This is a genomic window from Jatrophihabitans sp. (assembly GCA_036389035.1).
In the GTDB taxonomy this organism is placed as follows: Bacteria; Actinomycetota; Actinomycetes; order Mycobacteriales; family Jatrophihabitantaceae; genus Jatrophihabitans_A.
The window spans coordinates 108,765-126,948 of the sequence record DASVQQ010000005.1 but is presented as its reverse complement, the minus strand read 5'-3'; the positions used below and the strand labels follow the sequence as shown (position 1 = coordinate 126,948).

General features: G+C 70.0%; 15 protein-coding genes and 1 other RNA gene. 7 read left to right on the top strand and 9 right to left on the bottom strand.

Going from position 1 to position 18,184, the window contains the following annotated elements; all coding sequences use genetic code 11:
* Together nadE and panB are read left to right on the top strand one after the other, a co-directional pair.
* Positions 1-836, top strand: an 836-nt coding sequence (nadE, locus tag VF557_02295) for an NAD(+) synthase (GenBank protein ID HEX8079020.1), incomplete at its 5' end; no start/stop codon positions are given.
* A 161-nt stretch (positions 837-997) separates the two neighbouring features.
* Positions 998-1,831 (top strand): 3-methyl-2-oxobutanoate hydroxymethyltransferase, encoded by an 834-nt coding sequence (gene panB, locus VF557_02290; GenBank protein HEX8079019.1) that lies wholly within the window; start codon positions 998-1,000, stop codon positions 1,829-1,831.
* A 7-nt stretch (positions 1,832-1,838) separates the two neighbouring features.
* Here panB and VF557_02285 read toward each other — a convergent pair whose 3' ends face one another.
* The 5 genes from VF557_02285 to VF557_02265 form a co-directional block, all read right to left on the bottom strand.
* Positions 1,839-2,030, bottom strand: coding sequence for a hypothetical protein (locus tag VF557_02285; GenBank protein ID HEX8079018.1), 192 nt, complete (start codon positions 2,028-2,030; stop codon positions 1,839-1,841).
* Positions 2,031-2,328: 298 nt separating this feature from the next.
* An RNA gene (gene rnpB, locus VF557_02280) (RNase P RNA component class A) lies at positions 2,329-2,743 on the bottom strand.
* Between the two features lie 88 nt (positions 2,744-2,831).
* Positions 2,832-4,025 (bottom strand): bifunctional RNase H/acid phosphatase, encoded by a 1,194-nt coding sequence (locus VF557_02275; GenBank protein HEX8079017.1) that lies wholly within the window; start codon positions 4,023-4,025, stop codon positions 2,832-2,834.
* Positions 4,022-4,762 (bottom strand): C4-type zinc ribbon domain-containing protein, encoded by a 741-nt coding sequence (locus VF557_02270; GenBank protein ID HEX8079016.1) that lies wholly within the window; start codon positions 4,760-4,762, stop codon positions 4,022-4,024. The genes VF557_02275 and VF557_02270 overlap by 4 nt, the downstream gene beginning before the upstream one ends.
* A gap of 87 nt (positions 4,763-4,849) precedes the next feature.
* Positions 4,850-5,998: a Nif3-like dinuclear metal center hexameric protein gene (locus tag VF557_02265; GenBank protein ID HEX8079015.1), complete on the bottom strand. Its 1,149-nt coding sequence runs from the start codon at positions 5,996-5,998 to the stop codon at positions 4,850-4,852.
* A 669-nt stretch (positions 5,999-6,667) separates the two neighbouring features.
* Between VF557_02265 and VF557_02260 the strand changes: the two genes are divergently transcribed.
* Complete coding sequence (locus VF557_02260; GenBank protein ID HEX8079014.1) at positions 6,668-7,348, top strand: alpha-ketoglutarate-dependent dioxygenase AlkB; 681 nt, start codon at positions 6,668-6,670, stop codon at positions 7,346-7,348.
* Positions 7,349-7,404: 56 nt separating this feature from the next.
* On the opposite strand, the gene VF557_02255 is transcribed toward VF557_02260, so the two are convergent.
* Positions 7,405-8,916, bottom strand: coding sequence for a glycerophosphodiester phosphodiesterase (locus tag VF557_02255; protein HEX8079013.1), 1,512 nt, complete (start codon positions 8,914-8,916; stop codon positions 7,405-7,407).
* A 62-nt stretch (positions 8,917-8,978) separates the two neighbouring features.
* The gene (locus tag VF557_02250; GenBank protein ID HEX8079012.1) at positions 8,979-10,616 is read right to left on the bottom strand and encodes an ABC-F family ATP-binding cassette domain-containing protein; all 1,638 of its coding nucleotides are present in this window, start codon (positions 10,614-10,616) and stop codon (positions 8,979-8,981) included.
* A gap of 168 nt (positions 10,617-10,784) precedes the next feature.
* Here VF557_02250 and VF557_02245 point away from each other — a divergent pair, with 168 nt between their 5' ends.
* From VF557_02245 to VF557_02235, 3 genes are all read left to right on the top strand, one after another.
* A complete protein-coding gene (locus VF557_02245) occupies positions 10,785-11,582 on the top strand; it encodes a hypothetical protein (protein ID HEX8079011.1) in 798 nt (265 codons plus the stop codon).
* A gap of 183 nt (positions 11,583-11,765) precedes the next feature.
* The gene (locus VF557_02240; protein ID HEX8079010.1) at positions 11,766-12,809 is read left to right on the top strand and encodes a hypothetical protein; all 1,044 of its coding nucleotides are present in this window, start codon (positions 11,766-11,768) and stop codon (positions 12,807-12,809) included.
* A gap of 61 nt (positions 12,810-12,870) precedes the next feature.
* Positions 12,871-13,479 (top strand): LysE family translocator, encoded by a 609-nt coding sequence (locus VF557_02235; protein HEX8079009.1) that lies wholly within the window; start codon positions 12,871-12,873, stop codon positions 13,477-13,479.
* A gap of 4 nt (positions 13,480-13,483) precedes the next feature.
* Here the strand turns inward: VF557_02235 and VF557_02230 are convergent, their stop codons facing one another.
* On the bottom strand, positions 13,484-14,527 hold the full coding sequence (locus VF557_02230) for a saccharopine dehydrogenase (protein HEX8079008.1): 1,044 nt from the start codon (positions 14,525-14,527) through the stop codon (positions 13,484-13,486).
* A gap of 184 nt (positions 14,528-14,711) precedes the next feature.
* Here VF557_02230 and VF557_02225 point away from each other — a divergent pair, with 184 nt between their 5' ends.
* On the top strand, positions 14,712-16,091 hold the full coding sequence (locus tag VF557_02225) for a potassium transporter TrkG (protein ID HEX8079007.1): 1,380 nt from the start codon (positions 14,712-14,714) through the stop codon (positions 16,089-16,091).
* 47 nt (positions 16,092-16,138) lie between these two features.
* On the opposite strand, the gene VF557_02220 is transcribed toward VF557_02225, so the two are convergent.
* Entirely contained in the window at positions 16,139-17,599 is a 1,461-nt protein-coding gene (locus tag VF557_02220; GenBank protein ID HEX8079006.1) for a potassium/proton antiporter, read from the bottom strand.
* Positions 17,600-18,184: the final 585 nt, after the last annotated feature.

The following is an 18,184-nucleotide window of genomic DNA, read 5'->3' as shown; positions in this document are numbered from 1 at the left end:
GGGGCGCCCTGGTGATCGGAACCCGGGACTACATCGTCAAGAACGGCTTCTCCTCGGTGGTGCTGGGGATGAGCGGCGGCATCGACTCGGCGGTGGTCGCGGCGATCGCGGCGGACGCGATCGGGGGCGCGAACGTCCACGGGGTGGCGCTGCCCAGTGACTACTCCTCCGAGCACTCGCTCGCTGACGCCGCCGAGCTGGCCGCCAACCTCGGCGCGCCGTTGCAGACGGTGCCGATCGCGCCGATGGTCAACGCGTTCGTCGAGTCCCTGAAGCTGACCGGCCTGGCCGAGGAGAACGTGCAGGCCCGGGTACGCGGCACCACCCTGATGGCGTTGTCCAACCAGCACGGCCACCTGGTGCTGGCCACCGGCAACAAGAGCGAGCTGTCGGTCGGTTACTCGACGATCTACGGCGACGCGGTCGGCGGCTTCGCCCCGATCAAGGACGTGCCCAAGACGCTGGTCTGGCAGCTTGCCCGCTGGCGGAACGCCGAGGCCCGCCGACAGGGTCTTCTCGCGCCGATCCCGGAGAACTCGATCACCAAGCCGCCGTCGGCGGAGCTGCGGCCGGGTCAGCTCGACTCCGACTCGCTGCCCGACTACGAGGTGCTGGACAAGCTGCTGGCCCTGTACGTCGACGGCGACGCCGGCTTCGAGGACCTGCTGGCCGCCGGCTTCGACGAGGAGCTGGTCACCCGGGTGTCCCGGATGACCGACGCGGCGGAGTGGAAGCGGCGGCAGTACCCGCCGGGGCCGAAGATCAGCCTCAAGGCCTTCGGCCGGGACCGCCGGCTGCCGATCACCAACCGCTGGCGCGAGCGCGGCTCGTCCTGACCGGCGCGCGTGAGCTCACGGCGCGGTTCGGCCAGCGGTAGTGAGTTAGATCTCTCGGCGGGTCAGCGGTTCCCAAGTCCGGGCCGCAGGAGCACCATAGAGGGGTCCACCCCCCACCCGGGGACCGGCGAGCCGGCCTCGAGGAACCCAGAGGACCCGATATGAGCGAAACGCTCTACGGCGGAACGTCAACCCGCCGGATCACCATCCGCGATCTGCAGAACGCCAAACTGGCCGGCGACCGCTGGCCCATGCTGACCGCCTATGACTACACCACCGCCCGCATCTTCGACCAGGCCGGCGTTCCGGTGCTGCTCGTCGGTGACTCCGCGGCGAACGTGGTCTATGGCTATGACACCACCGTTCCGGTCACCGTCGAAGAGATGCTGCCCCTGGTGCGGGCCGTGGTCCGGGGCGCGACCCGGGCGCTGGTGGTCGCTGACCTGCCCTTCGGCAGTTACCAGGTCTCGCCCGAGCAGGCGCTGGAGACCGCGACCCGATTTCTCAAGGACGGCGGCGCGCAGGCCGTGAAGGTCGAGGGCGGCGCCCGGATCGCGCCGCAGGTGCGGCTGCTCAGCTCGGCCGGCATTCCGGTGATGGCCCACATCGGGCTGACCCCGCAGTCGGTGAACACCCTGTCGGGTTACCGGGTGCAGGGCCGCGGCGACGAGGCGGGCCAGCGGCTGCTGGAGGACGCCCGCGCGCTGCAGGACGCCGGCGCCTTCGCGGTCGTGATGGAGGTCATGCCGTCCGACCTGGCCAAGAAGATCACCCACGACCTCAGCATTCCGACCATCGGCATCGGGGCCGGCGTCGACTGCGACGCCCAGGTGCTGGTGTGGCAGGACATGGCGGGCCTGCGGGCCGACGGCAAGCCGGCCAAGTTCGTCAAGCAGTACGCCGATGTGACGCAGGTGCTGACCGACGCCACCCATGCTTTCGCCGCCGAGGTGCAGGCCGGCACCTACCCCGGGGCCGAGCACAGCTACCACTGACCGGCGCTCAGCCTTCCCAGGCGGCGTCCTCGGCGTCGTACCGGCGTTCGCGCTCGGCGATGGTGCCCAGCGCCTTGGCCGCTTCGGCCTCGGTGTCGAACGGGCCGATCCGTTCGTTGCTGCCGCAGCCCGCGAACGGCTCGACGGCGTGGTGCTTCTGGCAGAACCAGAACGTCCCGGTCAGATCCCTGGTACCCATGGGCGACTCCTGCGCAGGGGCGAGCCGGGCCGGCCGCCGTCCACGTCACGCTAGACGAACCAGCCGCCAGGGAGCCACCACCGATGACTTCGGTACAGCTTCGGCGCGATCGTTGGCCGCCGGGCAGGGCCTCTTTCGGCGAGTTTCCCTGCTACGCGGCCAACGATGTGCCACCGCGCTTCGTGCTGTGTCCGGTAAGCGAGCCAACCTCGGACCCCGCTGCACAAGGTTGCAGCCCCGCAGCAACACATCAAGGACAAGGCTGTGACCTTGTAACGATGGTCGTCGCAGAGGGCGGCGGACGAGCCAACCTGTAAGCCGGGTCCTGTGAACGGAGGACGGATCCTCCGAACGGCGACCATCCATCTCGGCCTGCCGTCACCGGCAGGCTCTAGCGGTCTACCCGCAGGCTCGGGCGAGCAGCCCTCGAACGCCTGCGCAGCTTCTCCCTTCGAACCGGAGAAGCCTCTTGACCTTGCTCCGGGTGGGGTTTACCTAGCCATCCCGGTCACCCGGGATGCTGGTGGTCTCTTACACCACCGTTTCACCCTTACCGAGCCGCTCGGGCAAGCCCGAATCGTCCGGCGGTCTGTTTTCTGTGGCACTGTCCCGCGGGTCGCCCCGGGTTGCCGTTAACAACCACCCTGCTCTGTGGAGCCCGGACTTTCCTCGGCACCCTGTTGCCAGGCTGACGCGGTCGCCCGGTCGGCTCGTCCGCCGCACGCCAATCTTAACGCTCGCGCGACGGCGCGTCCGACCGCTCGCCCGGCGCCAGGCTCGATCGCCCGTCCGCTGCCCGGATCAGTGCGCGGGCGCGCCCAGATGCGCGGTCTCGTTGAAGGCCTGCAGCGACACCGGGCCGTCGGCGTAGTACTCGATGGCAGAGATCGAGGCCGGCGCCAGGAACATCCGCTGCATCGCCGTGGCCGGGGCATCCAGGGCCAGGCGCACCAGGGTCTTGATCGGTGACACGTGCGAGACCACGACCACCGTCTTGCCGCCGTGCTGGGACAGGATCCGGTCCCGGGCCCGCCGGACCCGCCGGGTCACCGTCTCGAACGACTCACCGGACGGCGGCGCCGCGCTCGGATCATCCAGCCACCGTTGCAGCTCGACGGGCCACCGCTGGCGCACCTCGTCGAAGGTGTAGCCGTCCCAGTCGCCGAAGTCGGTCTCGATCACGCCGTCCTCGATCAGCACCGGCAGCCCCAACCGGTCGGCGATCTGCTGCGCGGTCTGCCGGGTCCGGCGCAGCGGCGATGAGATCAGCACGTCCACCGGGCCCAGCTCGGCGATCCGGCCGGCGGCCCGGCTGGCCTGCTCCACGCCCGCCTCGGTGAGTTCGAGGTCCGAGCGGCCGGCGAATCGCCTGGCCACCGAGTACACGGTGACCCCGTGCCTGACCAGCAGCAGCCGGGTGGGCTTGGTCTGCGGTGGCACCCAGGCCCCGTTGTTGTTGGCCGGCAGCCCCTCTTGCACCGGCTCGGCGGGCTCGGCGCGCGCCACCGGCTTGGCGCGCGCCGCCGGCTCGGTGCGCTCGACCTGCTCGGCCAGCTCCAGCGGTCCGGCCGCCGCGTCCATCGCCTCGTTGGCCAGCCGGTCGGCGTGGCTGTTGCGGGCCCGCGGGATCCATTCGTAGCCGACCCGGTCAAAGCGCGCCGCCAGCTCGGCGGCCTGCCGCGCCAGTGGCTGCATCGACGGGTGCTTGACCTGCCAGCGGCCCGACATCTGCTCGATGACCAGTTTGGAGTCCAGCTGCACCTGGACCTCGCTGGCGCCGAGCTCACCGGCCGCGGTCAGCCCGGCGATCAGGCCCTGGTACTCGGCGACGTTGTTGGTGTGGACGCCGATCGCCGCCTTGCGCTCGGCCAGCGTGGCACCGGTGTCGGCGTCCAGCACCACCGCGCCGTAACCGGCCGGGCCGGGGTTGCCCCGGGAACCGCCGTCGGCCTGCACCACCACCCGAAGGCCGGCTGAGCGCTCGGCTCCGGTCACAGCCCCGACTCGTGGGTGCGCACCAGGATGCGCCGGCAATTGTCGCAGCGCAGCACCGCCTCGGCCTTGGCCGCCCGGACCTCGCCCAGTTCCGAGCCGGACAGCTCGAGCCGGCAGCCTTCGCAGCGGCGGTGCCGCAGCATCGCCGCGCCTACCCCGCCACCGGCCTCCCGGACCTTGTCGTAGAGGCCCAGCAGGTCGGCCGGCAGGGTCCCGGCCAACCGGTCCCGCTCGGCGCGGTGCTTGGCGATGGCGTCGTCGATCTCGGCGAACACCTCGTCCCGGGCAGCCTCGGCAGTGCCTCGTTCGGCCAGGATCGCCTGCAGCTCGGCCCGCAGCTGGCCGACCTGGGCCTCGGCTGTCTCGCGGGTCTCCATCAGCTCCAGCAGCTCGTCCTCCAGGACGCCCTGCCGGCGGGCCAGCGAGGTGACCTCGTGCTGCAGGCCGGCGATCTCCTTGGCCGGCACCCCGGAGGCGGCCATCCGCCGCTGGTCCTTATCGGCCCGGAGCCGGACGGTGTCGACGTCGGCTTCCAGCCGGCGCTGCTCGGCGTCCAGGTCGGCCAGCGACGTCTCGGCGTCCACCAGCCGAGACCGGACGCCGGAGGCGCGCTGGTCACAGCCTGCGATGGTGGCCAGTTCGGGCAGGTTGCGCCGCCGGTGGGCCAGCTGGGCCAGGGCGGTGTCGACCGCCTGCAGGTCCAGCAGCCGGAGTTGGACGAAGGGATCAGCGATCACGTGCGGAGCGTGCCCTTTCTGGCGAATGCGAGGTCAGGCAGGACCGGGCCGGGTTGGCGGGCTCGGCCCGGGTAGCCAGTGTGACAGTCAGTTGCAATGCAGGGTCCAGGGGTCGGTGACCAGGGTGGAGACGGCGACCTCGACATCGCTGAACCGCGCCTGCAGCAGCTCGGCGGCCACCGGCAGCCACGGCCACTCGGTCGCCCAGTGCGCCGCGTCGACCAGCGCCAGCCCCGGGCCTGCGCCGCCGTCGGGGTGTCCGGCGCGTTCGGTGACCGCCTCGACGGTGCCGTGATGTTTGAGGTCCGAGGTCAGGTACGCGTCGGCGCCACGGGCCCGGGCCAGCTCGGTGTAGGACGCGCCGGAGCCGCCACAGACCGCCACCGTCCAGATCAGCTGGTCCGGATGCCCCGCCGCCCGGACGCCCCACGCGGTGCTGGGCAGCCGGTCCGCGACGTGGCCGATGAAGTCCCGCAGCGTCATCGGCTCGGGCAGCAACCCGATCCGGCCGGTGCCGGTGTCGGCGTCCAGCGCCGGCTGCTCGGTCAGCGTGAACGCCACCTCCTCGTACGGGTGGGCTTGGCGCATCGCGGCCAGCACGGCGGCCCGCTGCCGCCGGGGCAGCACCACCGACACCGCCAGCTCGGGCTTGCGGCTCAGCACGCCGATCTCGCCGTCGGCCGGATCAGCGCCCGGCAACGGCCGGTAGGTGCCCTTGCCCTTCACGGTGAACGTGCACTGGTCGTAGTTGCCGACCGTGCCGGCGCCGGCCTCGGTCAGGGCGCTGATCAGCCGCTCGCTGTCAGCGGCGGGCACGTACACGGTCAGGTAGTCCAGGGCCGGGCCCGGGTCAGGCGCCAGCGGCGTGGTGTCCTGCAGTCCCAGGCGTCCGGCCAGCGCGTGCGACACCCCGTCGGCGGCGACGTCGGCGTTGGTGTGGGCGACGAAATGCGCGACGCCGGCCCGGATCATCCGGTGCACCAGCGCGCCCTTGGGGTCATCGGCGGGCACGCCGTGCACGCCCGAGAGCAGCAACGGGTGATGGGTGATGAGCAGCTGCGCCCCGGCGGAAACCGCTTCGGCGACGGTTTCGGGCACGCAGTCGACGGCCAGCAGGATTCGCTCGACCGGGACGGCCGGATCGCCACAGGTCAAGCCGATGGCGTCCCAGGACTCGGCGGTGGCCGGGGGGTACCAGCCGTCCAGGGCGGCGAGGACATCAGCGAGACTCGGCACGGCTGGCAACGCTACTGCCTGTTCCAGACGACGCAGAACCGTGACCTGATTGGGTGATGTGTGACGGGAGGGACCGTGTGGTCAAACGCCAGACACTCGGCGTGGCCCTGCCTTCTACTAAACGGCAGGCGGCTCGGGGCACGGCACCGGCCCGCTGGTGCTCGCCCACCCCTGGGCCGGCGCGAGGCCCTTGTCTGGTGGGGTGCAAATCGGGGGGAAGAACGTGTGGGCGGAGGCGATGTTTGTCAGCACCGAGGCATGCGATGCGGAGCTGGTGGTCGCCGCACTGGCTGGCGATGCGACTACGACCCCCGTCAGAGATAGCGTGCCGCCGATGACGGCCGCGACCGCGACTTTACTGACCAGCGACTTCCGGGTGTAGGCCATGCGTACTCCAAGGGATCGAAGGGTAGGACTGTTTCTTACCCTAGCAAAATAATGCTGAAAAGGTGTGAATAAGGCGATAAGCGCACTTCCCTCAATTTGTACCTCGCCGTGCAAACTGCGTCAGCCGAGCCGCCAGTCGTGCGTCATCGATGCCCAACGCGCCCCGACAGCCTCTCTCAAGTGGATTACAACCCGAACGAGTTCGCGCTACCGATGCGCGATCGCTCCTTCAAGAGCCTCGCAATCGAACACACTGTTGATTTAGCGGTGTAGCCTGGGAGCATGTCCGCAGCACTGCAGGCCTCCCTCCTGGACTTCGCCGACGACATCTCACTCGGCCCGCTCGGCGACGCCGTGACCAGGCGGCCGCTGGGCTCCGGCGCCTGGCTGGACGTCCGGCCCGGCTGGCTGGCCGGCGCCGACGCGCTGTTCGGCTGCCTGCTCGACTCGGTGCCCTGGCGTGCCGAGGAGCGCGAGATGTACCAGCGCATCGTGGCGGTTCCCCGGCTGCTCAGCTTCTACGACGAGGGCGCGCCGTTGCCGCACCCGGTGCTGGAGGAGGCGCGTGACCGGCTCAGCGCGCACTACGCCGACGAACTCGGCGAGCCGTTCCGCACTGCGGGCCTGTGCCTGTACCGCGACGGCCGTGACAGCGTGGCCTGGCACGGCGACCGGATCGGGCGCAGCCGCACCGAGGACACCATGGTCGCGATCCTGTCGGTCGGCGCGCCCCGTCAGCTGCTGCTGCGGCCCAGACCTGGTAGCGCTCCGGCCCGCAGCGCTTCGACAGGTAGCGTCGGCGGCACTTCCGACAGCGGCGTGCTGCGGCACAACCTCGGTCACGGCGACCTGATCGTGATGGGCGGCAGTTGCCAGCGCACCTGGGAGCATGCCGTGCCCAAGACCAGCAAACCGGTCGGCCCTCGGATCAGCATCCAGTTCCGGCCGCGCGGGGTCCGCTGAACCACCCCGGCATCCGAATCACTTCTGACGCGTTGCGCCACGATCCCGAACAAGCCCTAGCTGACCGAGAACTCGCGTAGCGCCAGCGCCGCTCGCACGTCGGCGCTGGACCGGCCGATCGCCAGGTACCCGCCCCGCACAGCCGCGTCGTGCACGAGCACCTGCTCGGAGTCGGGCAGGTCGGCGCGCCGCCAGATCAGCGCCTGGGGCGAGACGATCAGCCGCAGGGTGGCCCACTGGCCGGCCTGCACCGGTGGCGTCCGGGCCTGCCCGAGCAGCTCGTCCGGCGCGGACGGGCCGTGCCGGTAGAGCCGCAGGGTGCCGTCCGGCGACATGGTCGCGTGGTAGCCCTCGCTCAGGCTCAGGCCGTCCTCGTAGTAGCGGTCATCGAGGTGGCAGAAGGCCAGCGACAGCGCGGCCGACGGGTCGGCGGGCAGCCGGTCCCAGGCCGCGGAGAACGTCAACCGGTACTGCGAGGCCGCCGCGGCGATCGGACAGAGCTGGCCCAGGGTGATGAACTGCCGTTTCTCATCGGTCCCCAGGGTCAGCTCGTTCAGCGCGGTCCAGGACCCGGCCAGCGACCGGCTGTCCGGCATCTTCGGCTTCTCACCGGAGGAGATCCGCTTGCTGGCCCAGTTGTCGGAGGTGGCGGCCGCGGTGTCGGTGCTGGTGTAGCCGTAGTCGGAGGTGACCGCTCCGCTCACCCCGAGCTTGAAGTAGTGGGCGGCGTCGGCTCGCCGATGGATCGGGTAGACCACCAGCGGCGTGCCGTGCGCCTTGGCCGCGGCGATGAGCTCGTCCGGGTAGTAGGTGAGGTAGTCGCCGTTGTCGTAGGGCAGCACCAGAAGGTCGTTGCGGTCCAGCCGGGCGGTCGCGGCGTCGATGGTGGCCACGGTCATGTCCGCCGGGCTGAGGTAGGCGAAGACCGGCAGGCCGGCCGCCTTGGCCTCCGGTATCCGGACGCTGGAGTGGTAGGCCTTGACGATCACGCTGTCGAGCAGGTTCAGCCGGGCCACCATCGCCATCATCGCCGGGTAGGCCCGGTCGTCCTTGGCTTCCAGGCAGATCACCACCTTGCCGCCGAACTCGGTCAGCACCGTCTCGAGCCGGGGAACCGCCGTCAGCGGTGACCGCGTCCAGGCCGGTCCGAGCTGGGGTTGCCGGATCCCGATTCTGGACAGCACCGAGGACGGCTGCGTGGCCACCAGTCCCTTTCCGGTGGTGGTGCGGTCATAGCTCAGGTCGTGCAGGCAGATCAGGACGCCGTCGGAGGTCATGTTGACGCTGACCTCCAGGCACTGCGCGCCCATCTCGACCGCCGCGCGGTAGCTGGGCATGCTGTGCTCCGGGTAGATGTCCCCGGCGCCGCGGTGCGCGATGTGGAACGGCGTGCCGCGCTCGGCAGCCCAGGAGCGCACCGTCACCGGGCCGGTGGCCCTGCGGCTCGCGCTGGACGTCCCGGATCCCGGAGTGCTGGGGTCGGCCGCCCGGGAGCAGGCGGCCAGCAGGCCGAGGCCGCCAAGCGCGCCCAGCATCGAACGCCGGCTGAGAGGATGGTCGAAAGGCACTCTGCCAGGCTACCTAACGAAGCCTTTATATGTGGCCCCAGCTCGTAGAGGTCGCGAATCACTCAGCTGAGAGTCACCGCCCCGTCGGCCAGCGCTATCCGCCGGCTCACCCGGACCGCTTCGAGCAGCCGGCGGTCATGGCTGACCAGCAGCAGCGTGCCGGGATAGCTGTCCAGCGCCTGCTCCAGCTGCTCGATGGCCGGCAGGTCCAGGTGGTTGGTGGGCTCGTCCAGCACCAGCAGGTTCACTCCGCGGCCCTGCAGCAGCGCCAGCGCCGCCCGGGTCCGCTCCCCCGGTGACAGGGTGTCGGCGGGCCGGTCGGCATGCGCGGCCCGCAGCCCGAACTTGGCCAGCAGCGTCCGGACGTCGGCGTCGTTCCAGTCCGGCAGCAACCGCCCGAACGCCTGCGGCAGCGTCTCGTGCCGGCCGAGCAGGGCGCGAGCCTGATCGATCTCGCCCACCACGACCCTCGCGCCGAGGTGCTGGCGGCCTTCGGTCAGCGGCAGCCGGCCGAGCAGGGCCGCCAGCAGCGTGGTCTTGCCGCTGCCGTTGGCGCCGGTGATCGCGATCCGGTCGGCCCAGTCGACCTGCAGGCTCACCGGCCCCAGCCGGAACTTCCCGCGCGAGACGACGGCCTGGTCCAGCACGGCCACCACCGAGCCCGAGCGAGGCGCGGCGGCGATCTCCAGCCGCAGCTCCCACTCCTTGCGCGGCTCCTCCACCACCTCCAGCCGCTGCAGCAGACGCTCGGTCTGGCGGGCCTTGGCGGCCTGCTTCTCGGTGCTCTCCTGCTGGAACTTGCGGCTGATCTTGTCCGGGTCCTTGCCGGCCTTGCGCCGGGCGTTGCGGGTGCCGGTCTCCAGCCAGTTGCGCTGCGTCCGGGCCCGGTCGGTGAGATCCTGACGCCGCTCGGCGTTCTCCTCATAGGCTTCGCGGGCCCGGCGCCGGGCGATCGCCCGCTCGTCGAGATAGGACTGGTAACCGCCGGAGTAGTGGGCGATCTGCTGCTGCGCCAGGTCGAGCTCAACGATCTCGGTCGCGGTGCGGGCCAGGAACTCCCTATCGTGGCTGACGATCACCTGCCCGGCGCGTTGGGAGTTCACGAACCGCTCCAGCAGCTCCAGGCCGGCCAGGTCCAGGTCGTTGGTGGGCTCGTCCAGGGCGAAGACGTCGAAGCGGGCCAGCAGCAGCGAGGCTAGCGCGGCGCGGGCGGCCTGGCCGCCGGACAGCGAGGTCATCAATGCCTGCGGGCCGACCTCGAGGCCGAGCTGGGCCAGCACGGCGGGTATCCGATCCTCCAGATCCGCTCCGCCCAGCGCCAGCCACCGGTCGAAGGCGGCCGTGTAGTCGGCTTCGGCCCGCGGCCCGTCGGCCAGCGCGGCGGCGGTCCGCTCCATCGCCTCGGTGGCCTCGCCCACCCCGGTGCGCCGGTGCAGGAACGCCGCCAGCGTCTCACCGGCGCGCCGGTCCGGCTCCTGGGCGAGGTAGCCGACCGTGGCCTCGGCCGGCACCCGGGTGATCGAGCCGGTCTCCGGTTGCGCCAGGCCGGCCAGCATCCGCAGCAGGGTGGTCTTGCCGGCCCCGTTCGGCCCCACCAGCCCGATGACCGCACCCGGCGCGATGACCATGTCCAGGCCCCGGAACAGCCACCGCGAGCCGTAGGCGGCACTGGCGTCGGTGACCAGGATCGTGGCGCTCACGGGGTCAGACGGTAGCCGACGCCGTCGGCAGTCCGGTCCGCCCTTCTGTTCGGTGGCATTGTGCGCTGTGCGAGGTTTGCTGTAGGTCTAGGGCAGCCTGCGCCGGCCTGCGGCGGCGTCGCGCTGTTCAGCGCAACTTCCGTTCCGCTCACCCGTCGAAGGAGCTTTATGACTGAACCCCGCACGCCACCAGGTGCGCTGCGCCGGCTCACGGTGGTACTGGCCGTCACCGCCATGCTGTTCAGCGGATTCGGTGGCGCCATGTCGAGCGCCTGGGCCTCGGCCACCGGCACCGTCAACACCGCCGGCGCCTCGCTCACCGTCCGGTCCGGCCCGCACGTCGGCAGCACCGCCGTGGGCTCGGTGGCCGACGGCGCCAGCATCACCATCGACTGCCAGACCTACGGCGACACGGTCACCGGCACCTACGGCACGTCCAACGTCTGGGACCACGTTCCGGCCAAGGGCGGCTATGTCAGCGACGCCTACGTCTACACCGGCTCGGACACCCTGGTGGCGCCGCTGTGCGGCGGCAGTTCCGGCCAGAGTTGCTCGGGCAGCGGCCTGGGCAACCCCCGGACCTGCGCCGGCGCGGTTACCTGGGCCAAGAACCATGTGACGACCAGCTACCACGCCGACTACGCCGGGCGCTGCGACCACGTGGTGGGCCTGGCCTACGGCTGGTCGCACAGCGGCTCGACCAGCGCGCGCTCGCACTGGCTGGCGATCCCCGCGAGGTACAAGTACGCCGGCGACCACACCGTCCCGGCCGGCGGGCTGGCCTTCTTCTCCGGAGGGTCTCAGGGTTACGGGCACGTGATGATCTCGATCGGCGGCGGCTACTTCCTCTCCACCGACATCTCCGGCAGCGGCACCTTCACCCGCACCACGATCGCCGAGATCAAGAACAGGTGGGGCCAGACCTACAGCGGCTGGGCCCAGCCCTGGTTCCAGATCAACCACTAGCCCCATCCGTCACACAATGCCCCGGGGCGGGGTGTCTGCAAGCGGGGCGAGCTAGGCATAATCACCCGGGTCCGTCAGCCGCGGCCGCGCGGCTGACTGACCCCCTGACCCCGGTCACGCCGTCCGTCAACGGCTCGGCCGTCGAACAACGTCGGCCCCCCGAGCCGGTCGGAAAGGAAACACATGTCGCTGGTCGACGTCCACAACGAGTGGGACCCGCTGGAGGAGATGATCGTCGGAGTGGTGGACGGCGCCCGGGTGCCGTCTCCGGACCGCGGGCTGTTCGCCCTGGACTACTGCGACAACGTCGACAGCCCCGAAGACATCCCGACCGGCCCGTACGACGACCGGGTGATCGAAGAGACCAGGGAGGACCTGGAGGAGCTGGCGGCGCTGCTGCGCTCCGAGGGCGTCACCGTCCGGCGCCCGGACGTCACCGACCACAGCAAGCCCTTCAGCTCCCCGGACTGGACCGCCGACGGCGAGTACAACTACTGCCCCCGCGACGTGCTGCTGCCGATCGGCGACACCATCATCGAGACGCCGATGGCCAACCGCGCCCGGTACTTCGAGACCTTCGCCTACCGCGACCTGCTGCGCGAGTACTTCGACAGCGGCGCCAACTGGATCTCAGCGCCCAAGCCGCAACTGCTGGACGACACCTACAACATCAGGCCGGCCGACGGGGTGGTGCTCAACGACCACGAGCCGGTGTTCGACGCGGCAAACGTGCTGCGGGTCGGCGAGGACATCCTGTACCTGGTCTCCTGCAGCGGCAACGAGCGCGGGCTGCGCTGGCTGCAGCGGGTGCTGGGCGATCGCTACCGGGTGCACGCGGTGCGCGACGTCTACCCGGGCACCCACCTGGACACCACCATCACCCTGGTGCGCCCGGGCCTGGTGGTGATCAGCCCCGAGCGGGTCAAGCCCGACCAGGTGCCCGAGATCTTCGCCGACTGGGAGATCCTGTGGTGCCCGGAGCTGGTCGACCCCGGCTACGTCTGGGACTACCCGCGGGCCTCGATCTGGCAGGGCATGAACTTCATGATGATCCGGCCGGACCTGGCCGTGGTCAGCGACATCCAGGTGAACCTGATCCGCGAGCTGGAGAAGCGTGACGTCAACGTCGCGCCGGCCCGGCTGCGCCACACCCGCACCCTGTCCGGCGGCTTTCACTGCGTCACCGTCGACGTCCGCCGGACCGGAACGCTGGAGGACTATAGGTGATCGGCCGGCGGGTCGGCGCGGGTGCGAGTCCGTCGAGGTTCAGCGGGAGGTTGGGCGAGGGATGAACTACCTCTCGCTGATCGTGTTCACGCTGGCGACCTGCGGCACGCCCGGGCCGAACAACACCCTGGTGATGGCGTCGGGGGTGAGCTTCGGGTTCCGCCGCAGCATTCCCGGCGTGGTGGGGATCAACACCGGCTTTCCGATCATGGTCATCCTGATCGGGTTCGGCCTGGGCGGCTTTCTGGAGCGGTGGCCGGTGGCGCTGGACGTGCTGCGCCCGATCGGCGCGGCGTACCTGCTGTACCTGGCGTACCAGATCGCCACCGCGCCGGTCGATGACCTCGAAGCCGAGGCCACCAAGCCGCTGACCTTCACCAAGACCGCGCTGTTCCAGTTCGTCAACCCCAAGGCGTGGGTGATGATTGTCGGCGCGCTGGTCATCTACACCTCGACCGACGGCTCGTTCGGGTGGCAGGTGCTGGCGGTCGCGCTGGTCTTTCTGGTGTTCGGCACGCCGTGCACGGTGGCCTGGCTGCTGATGGGGGTGGGGCTGCGCCGGGTGATCTCCAAGCCGGCCCAGTTCCGGATCTTCAACGTCGTGATGGCGGTGACGCTGGTGCTGTCGCTGATCCCGATCCTGTTCGAGATCCGCGACAGCCTGGCCTGACGACTCAGAGCTCCCGGTGGCTGCGGAACAGGCTCAGGCAACGCTGCCAGGGCGCGGTGTCGGCACGCAGCCCGGACAGCTGCCCTCGCAGGTCGCCCGAGAAGGTGATGCTCGCCTCCAGCGGCAGCAATGACGGCAGGTTGTCGATCGCGATGACGTCCAGCTCGGTCATCGGCACCCGTAAGACCGGCTGTTCCCAGCTCGTGGTGTTCTGATAGAGCGGGAACAGGTTGTACGGCGAGCCCACGTCACAGGTGACGTCGGTCAGCACTCGCAGCCGGTACGGCTGGCCGGCCAGGTCGGCCGCGGTCAGGTAAGGCCGGCCCGGCTCGGTGGTCAGCACCGTGTTCACGACGATGTCGTGGTCGAGCATCGCGGGCCGGTCCAGCGTCCGGGTCTCGGCCAGGTCCCAGCCGGTGATCGCCACTCCGGTGGCTGCCAGGGCGTCCCTGGCGCCGGTGCCGGAGCGGCCGAGCGCGCCGAGCACCAGGACCTGCAGTCCGGGCGAGCCGGCGGCGGCCATCGCCAGCTGGGCGTCCAGCTGCTGCCTGGTTCCCGGCTGCAACGGCACGTGCAGCGCGCCGGTGTGTTGCAGCACCGCCAGGGCCGCGCCCACATAGCCGGCCCAGTAACCGAACGCTGCCAGCCGGCGGCCGTTGTCGTCGGTGAGGTATTCCAGGTCCAGCAGCGCTCCGCCGCCGGCCGCGAACCGGTTCAGCAGCACCCGGGCGCCGGGCTGGTCCTTGTAGGCGTGGCCGAAGAAGACATGCCGGTGTCGCAACGCGAACGGCTCGGCGGGTAGTTCCTTGAGCCCGAGCACCACGGCGTCGGCCGGCGCGTCCGGCCAGCCGTCGGTCTCGGCCAGTCGGGCGCCGGCAGCCGCGTAGTCGGCATCGTCGAACATCCGCTGGGCGGAGCGCTCCACCACCACCTCGATGCCCTCGGCGATCAGCTTCGCCACGTCAGCAGGCACCAGCGGCGCACGCCGCTCGGTGGGCCGGGACTCGGCTCGCATCCACAGCGTCAGATCCTGCCCGGCCGCCGCCATCACAACACCGGGATTGACGCTGGCAAGAGGGTCTCCATCTGAGCGAGTGTGGCCTACACCGGACCCAAGTCAATCAAGGGGCACCGCTGGTGATCGCGCGCTACCAGACTTGCGCAGCTCGGCTCGCATGGTGCCAGATCCGCCGGGTCACCGCTGGCCGTTAGCGCCGGACTAGCATCGGCGGATGCGCGTTCGGAGCCCGGCTGGGCCGGCCAGTACCGGGCGGCGGGCCCGTGGGCAGGTGCTTCAGAATCCGGCCCGGGTCATCGTGCTGTCTTTCGCCGCTGCCACGGCGGTCGGCACGGCGCTGCTCTCGCTGCCGGTGGCGACGCCGGGGCCGGGTCACGCCAGCTTGATGGAGGCCTTATTCACGGCGACCTCGGCGGTCTGTGTGACGGGGCACCTGGTGGTCAACACCGCGACCTACTGGAGTGTCTTCGGGCAGGTGGTAATCCTTGCCCTGATCCAGGTCGGTGGTTTCGGGGTCATGACGCTGGCCTCGCTGCTGGGGGTGCTGGTGTCGCGGCGGCTGGGCCTGCGCAGCCGGATCACGGCGGCGGCCGAGACGCGCAGCATGGGCATCGGGGACGTCCGTAGGGTGGTGACCGGCGTCGTGCTGGCCAGCTTGTTGCTCGAGGCGGTGGCCACGGTCGCGCTGAGCGCGCGGTTCTACTTCGGCTACCACGAACGGGCCGGCCAGGCGCTGTGGCACGGGGTGTTCCACGCAGTGTCGGCGTTCAACAATGCTGGCTTTTCACTGTTCGAGGACAACCTGGTGGAGTTCGCCGCCGACCCGTGGGTCTGCCTGCCGATCGCCTTCGCGGTGATCGCCGGTGGCCTGGGCTTTCCGGTGCTGCTGCAGCTGCGCCGGGAACTCACCCACCCGCGCTTGTGGACGCTCAACACCCGACTTGTGCTGGCCGCCACGGCTGTCCTGCTGGTTACCAGCACTGCCTTCATCACCGTGATGGAATGGAACAACGAGCAGACTTTGGGCAGGCTGAGCCCGGGCGGCCGGCTGCTGGCCGGCTTCTTCCAAGCGGTGATCACCCGCACCGCCGGCTTCAACAGCGTTGACATCGGCCAGCTTGATCCGGCGACCTGGCTGGGCATGGACGTGCTGATGTTCATCGGCGGCGGCCCGGCGGGCACCGCAGGCGGGCTGAAGGTGACCACTTTCGCGGTGCTGTACTTCATCATCTACAGCGAGATCCGCGGCGACGGCGCGGTCAGCGCCCTGGGCAAGCGGCTGCCGCGCTCGACGCACCGCCAAGCGGCGACCGTCGCCCTGCTCGCGGTGGCGGTCGTGGTGACTTCGACCGTGGCGCTGCTGGTCATGACCGAGTTCAGCCTCGACCGGGTGCTGTTCGAGGTCATCTCCGCCTTCGCAACCGTGGGCCTGAGCACCGGCATCACCCCCGACCTGCCCGTCGCCGGGCAACTGATCCTGGTACTGCTGATGTTCCTGGGCAGGGTCGGACCCGTCACCCTCGCCTCCGCCCTGGCCCTGCGGCACACCACCAGGCTCTACGAACTTCCCAAGGAACGACCCATCATCGGCTAAGGACACCCTGAGTCAACCCCGTGACTTGATAGCCGGCCAGGAGCGGCTCAACCGTGGAACGTGGCGGCCAACTTGTCACGCAGGCTCGGATCTGCCAGCACCAGCACCTCGTCACCGGCTTGCAGCAAGCTGTCACCCCGAACCCGCAACAGCTGGTTTTCGCGCACCACGAAGCTGATCCAGGCGTCCTCGGGCAGGTCGCGCAGCTCATCGATCCGGTGTCCGTGCGCGGGCGCGCCGGTGGTCACGGTGAACCGGTGCACACCCTCCGGCTCATCGCGCAGCCGTACCCCGATCGCCCACGGCTCCGGCTCGACGACGCGCATCGGCAGCCGCAGTAACCGCGCGGCCGTCGGCACCAGACTGCCCTGCAGCAGCACCGAGAACAGCACCACCACCACGACGATGCCGTACAGCCGCTCCGCGTCGGGCACCTGCGCGGCCAGGATGAAACTGCCGAGCAGGATCGGCACCGCCCCCTTGAGCCCGGCGAACAGCACGAAGGCGCGCTCATTGCGCTCCAGCCCAGCCGGGATCAAGCACAGCCCTACGCATACCGGCCGGATCACCACGGCCAGCACCGCGCCGATGACCAACCCCGGGATCAAAACGTCGGCGTGGGTCAACTCGGCCAGGTCAACGGTCAAGCCAAGCACGACGAAGGCGACGATCTCGCCCAGGCTGGCCAGCGCCGAGTGGAACCGCTCAATCTCACGCTTGTACGGCGCCCGCTCATCGCCGATCAGGATGCCGGCCACGAACACCGCCAGAAAGCCGGAACCATGCGCAAGCGTGGCCACGCCGAACAGGATCAGCGCACACGCGGCGGTCCGCAACGGATACAAGCCTTCGCTGGGGAGCGGCACCGCCCGCATGAACCACAGCAGCGCCCGGCCGCCCACGACGCCCACCGCGGCGCCGATGCCCATCTGCAGGGCGAACTCGCCGGCAATCTCACCGAACGCACCCGCGCTGATCCCGCCGGCCGTGATCAGGCTTGCCATCAGGGCGATGCCGACCGGGTCGTTGGCCCCGGACTCGCCCTCAAGGATCGTGCCGCTGCGCCCGGTCACCTCACGCCTGCCCAGCACCGAGAACACCACCGCGGGATCGGTCGGCGAGATCGCCGTCGCCACCAGCAACGACAGGAACCAACTCAACCCGAAGGCGTAGTGGATGAACGCCGCAGCGGCCGCAGCGGTCAGAAACGTGCCCAGCACCCCAGTTATGGCGATTGGAGCGGCGGCAGTCCGAAACCTCGACCAGCCCAAGTGCAGGCCACCGTCGAACAGGATGCAGATCAGCGCCAAGGTGACCAGCCGCTCCACCAGCAGTTCGGATGGACGGTACAGGTCCGGAATCACCTGCACCGCTACCGCGGCGGTCACCAGCACCAACAGCGGCGCCGGAATCCGGATCCGCTCGGTCAACCGGTTGGACAGCAACGCCAGCAGGCCGACCGCGCCCACCAGCAGCACCAGCCGCGCGAAGGGAAAAGTGTCAGACATGACGCTCCGAGACTAGGAAGAATGTGGCAGGGCAGGGCATTACGAATCCACTGCCGACCAGGCTTCCCGGCGCACCGGCTCTTACCCTACTGCGACCACCGTTACCGGTGGCCCTCACTGCAGGTTAGTTGGAACCGAATGTGGGCGCGGTTGCGCCAGCCCGGCCGCGGCTGATGCGGCCCATTGCTACGGCTGGGACACGCACCCTGACCTTTACACCGCAGGGGGCATCAGCTTCAAAGATGGGACGCCCATTCGGCGGGGGCCGTACAAGGAATGCGACGCCTTCAATCTGGGTCGCTCGGGGCACGGCATCGACGTCCACTGCGCCGTCATCAACAGCTATAACGTCGCCTGGGTCTTCGTCCGCGACACCACCACCGGAACGGCCGGCTGGGTTCGGCTCGAGCACCTCGATGCCCCGGGAGTAGCCATCAAACTTTGCGAATAGGCAAGCACCACCCACCTGAAAGTGACCTGCAGGTCTCAACAGGGCTCGGTGCCGCACGCGGACCTAGTGTCAGGACTGGGGTGCGGATACCCAGCAATGCCCCCGCCCGCGTCGGCGCCAATGCCGTAGAGACG

Coding starts and splice junctions, on each gene's coding strand:
- VF557_02235 (HEX8079009.1), top strand. CDS start 12,871: ATGAACTACCTCTCGCTGATCGTGTTCACGCTGGCGACCTGCGGCACG.
- panB (HEX8079019.1), top strand. CDS start 998: ATGAGCGAAACGCTCTACGGCGGAACGTCAACCCGCCGGATCACCATC.
- VF557_02285 (HEX8079018.1), bottom strand. CDS start 2,030: ATGGGTACCAGGGATCTGACCGGGACGTTCTGGTTCTGCCAGAAGCAC.
- VF557_02220 (HEX8079006.1), bottom strand. CDS start 17,599: ATGTCTGACACTTTTCCCTTCGCGCGGCTGGTGCTGCTGGTGGGCGCG.
- VF557_02260 (HEX8079014.1), top strand. CDS start 6,668: ATGTCCGCAGCACTGCAGGCCTCCCTCCTGGACTTCGCCGACGACATC.
- VF557_02230 (HEX8079008.1), bottom strand. CDS start 14,527: ATGGCGGCGGCCGGGCAGGATCTGACGCTGTGGATGCGAGCCGAGTCC.
- VF557_02225 (HEX8079007.1), top strand. CDS start 14,712: ATGCGCGTTCGGAGCCCGGCTGGGCCGGCCAGTACCGGGCGGCGGGCC.
- VF557_02240 (HEX8079010.1), top strand. CDS start 11,766: ATGTCGCTGGTCGACGTCCACAACGAGTGGGACCCGCTGGAGGAGATG.
- VF557_02245 (HEX8079011.1), top strand. CDS start 10,785: ATGACTGAACCCCGCACGCCACCAGGTGCGCTGCGCCGGCTCACGGTG.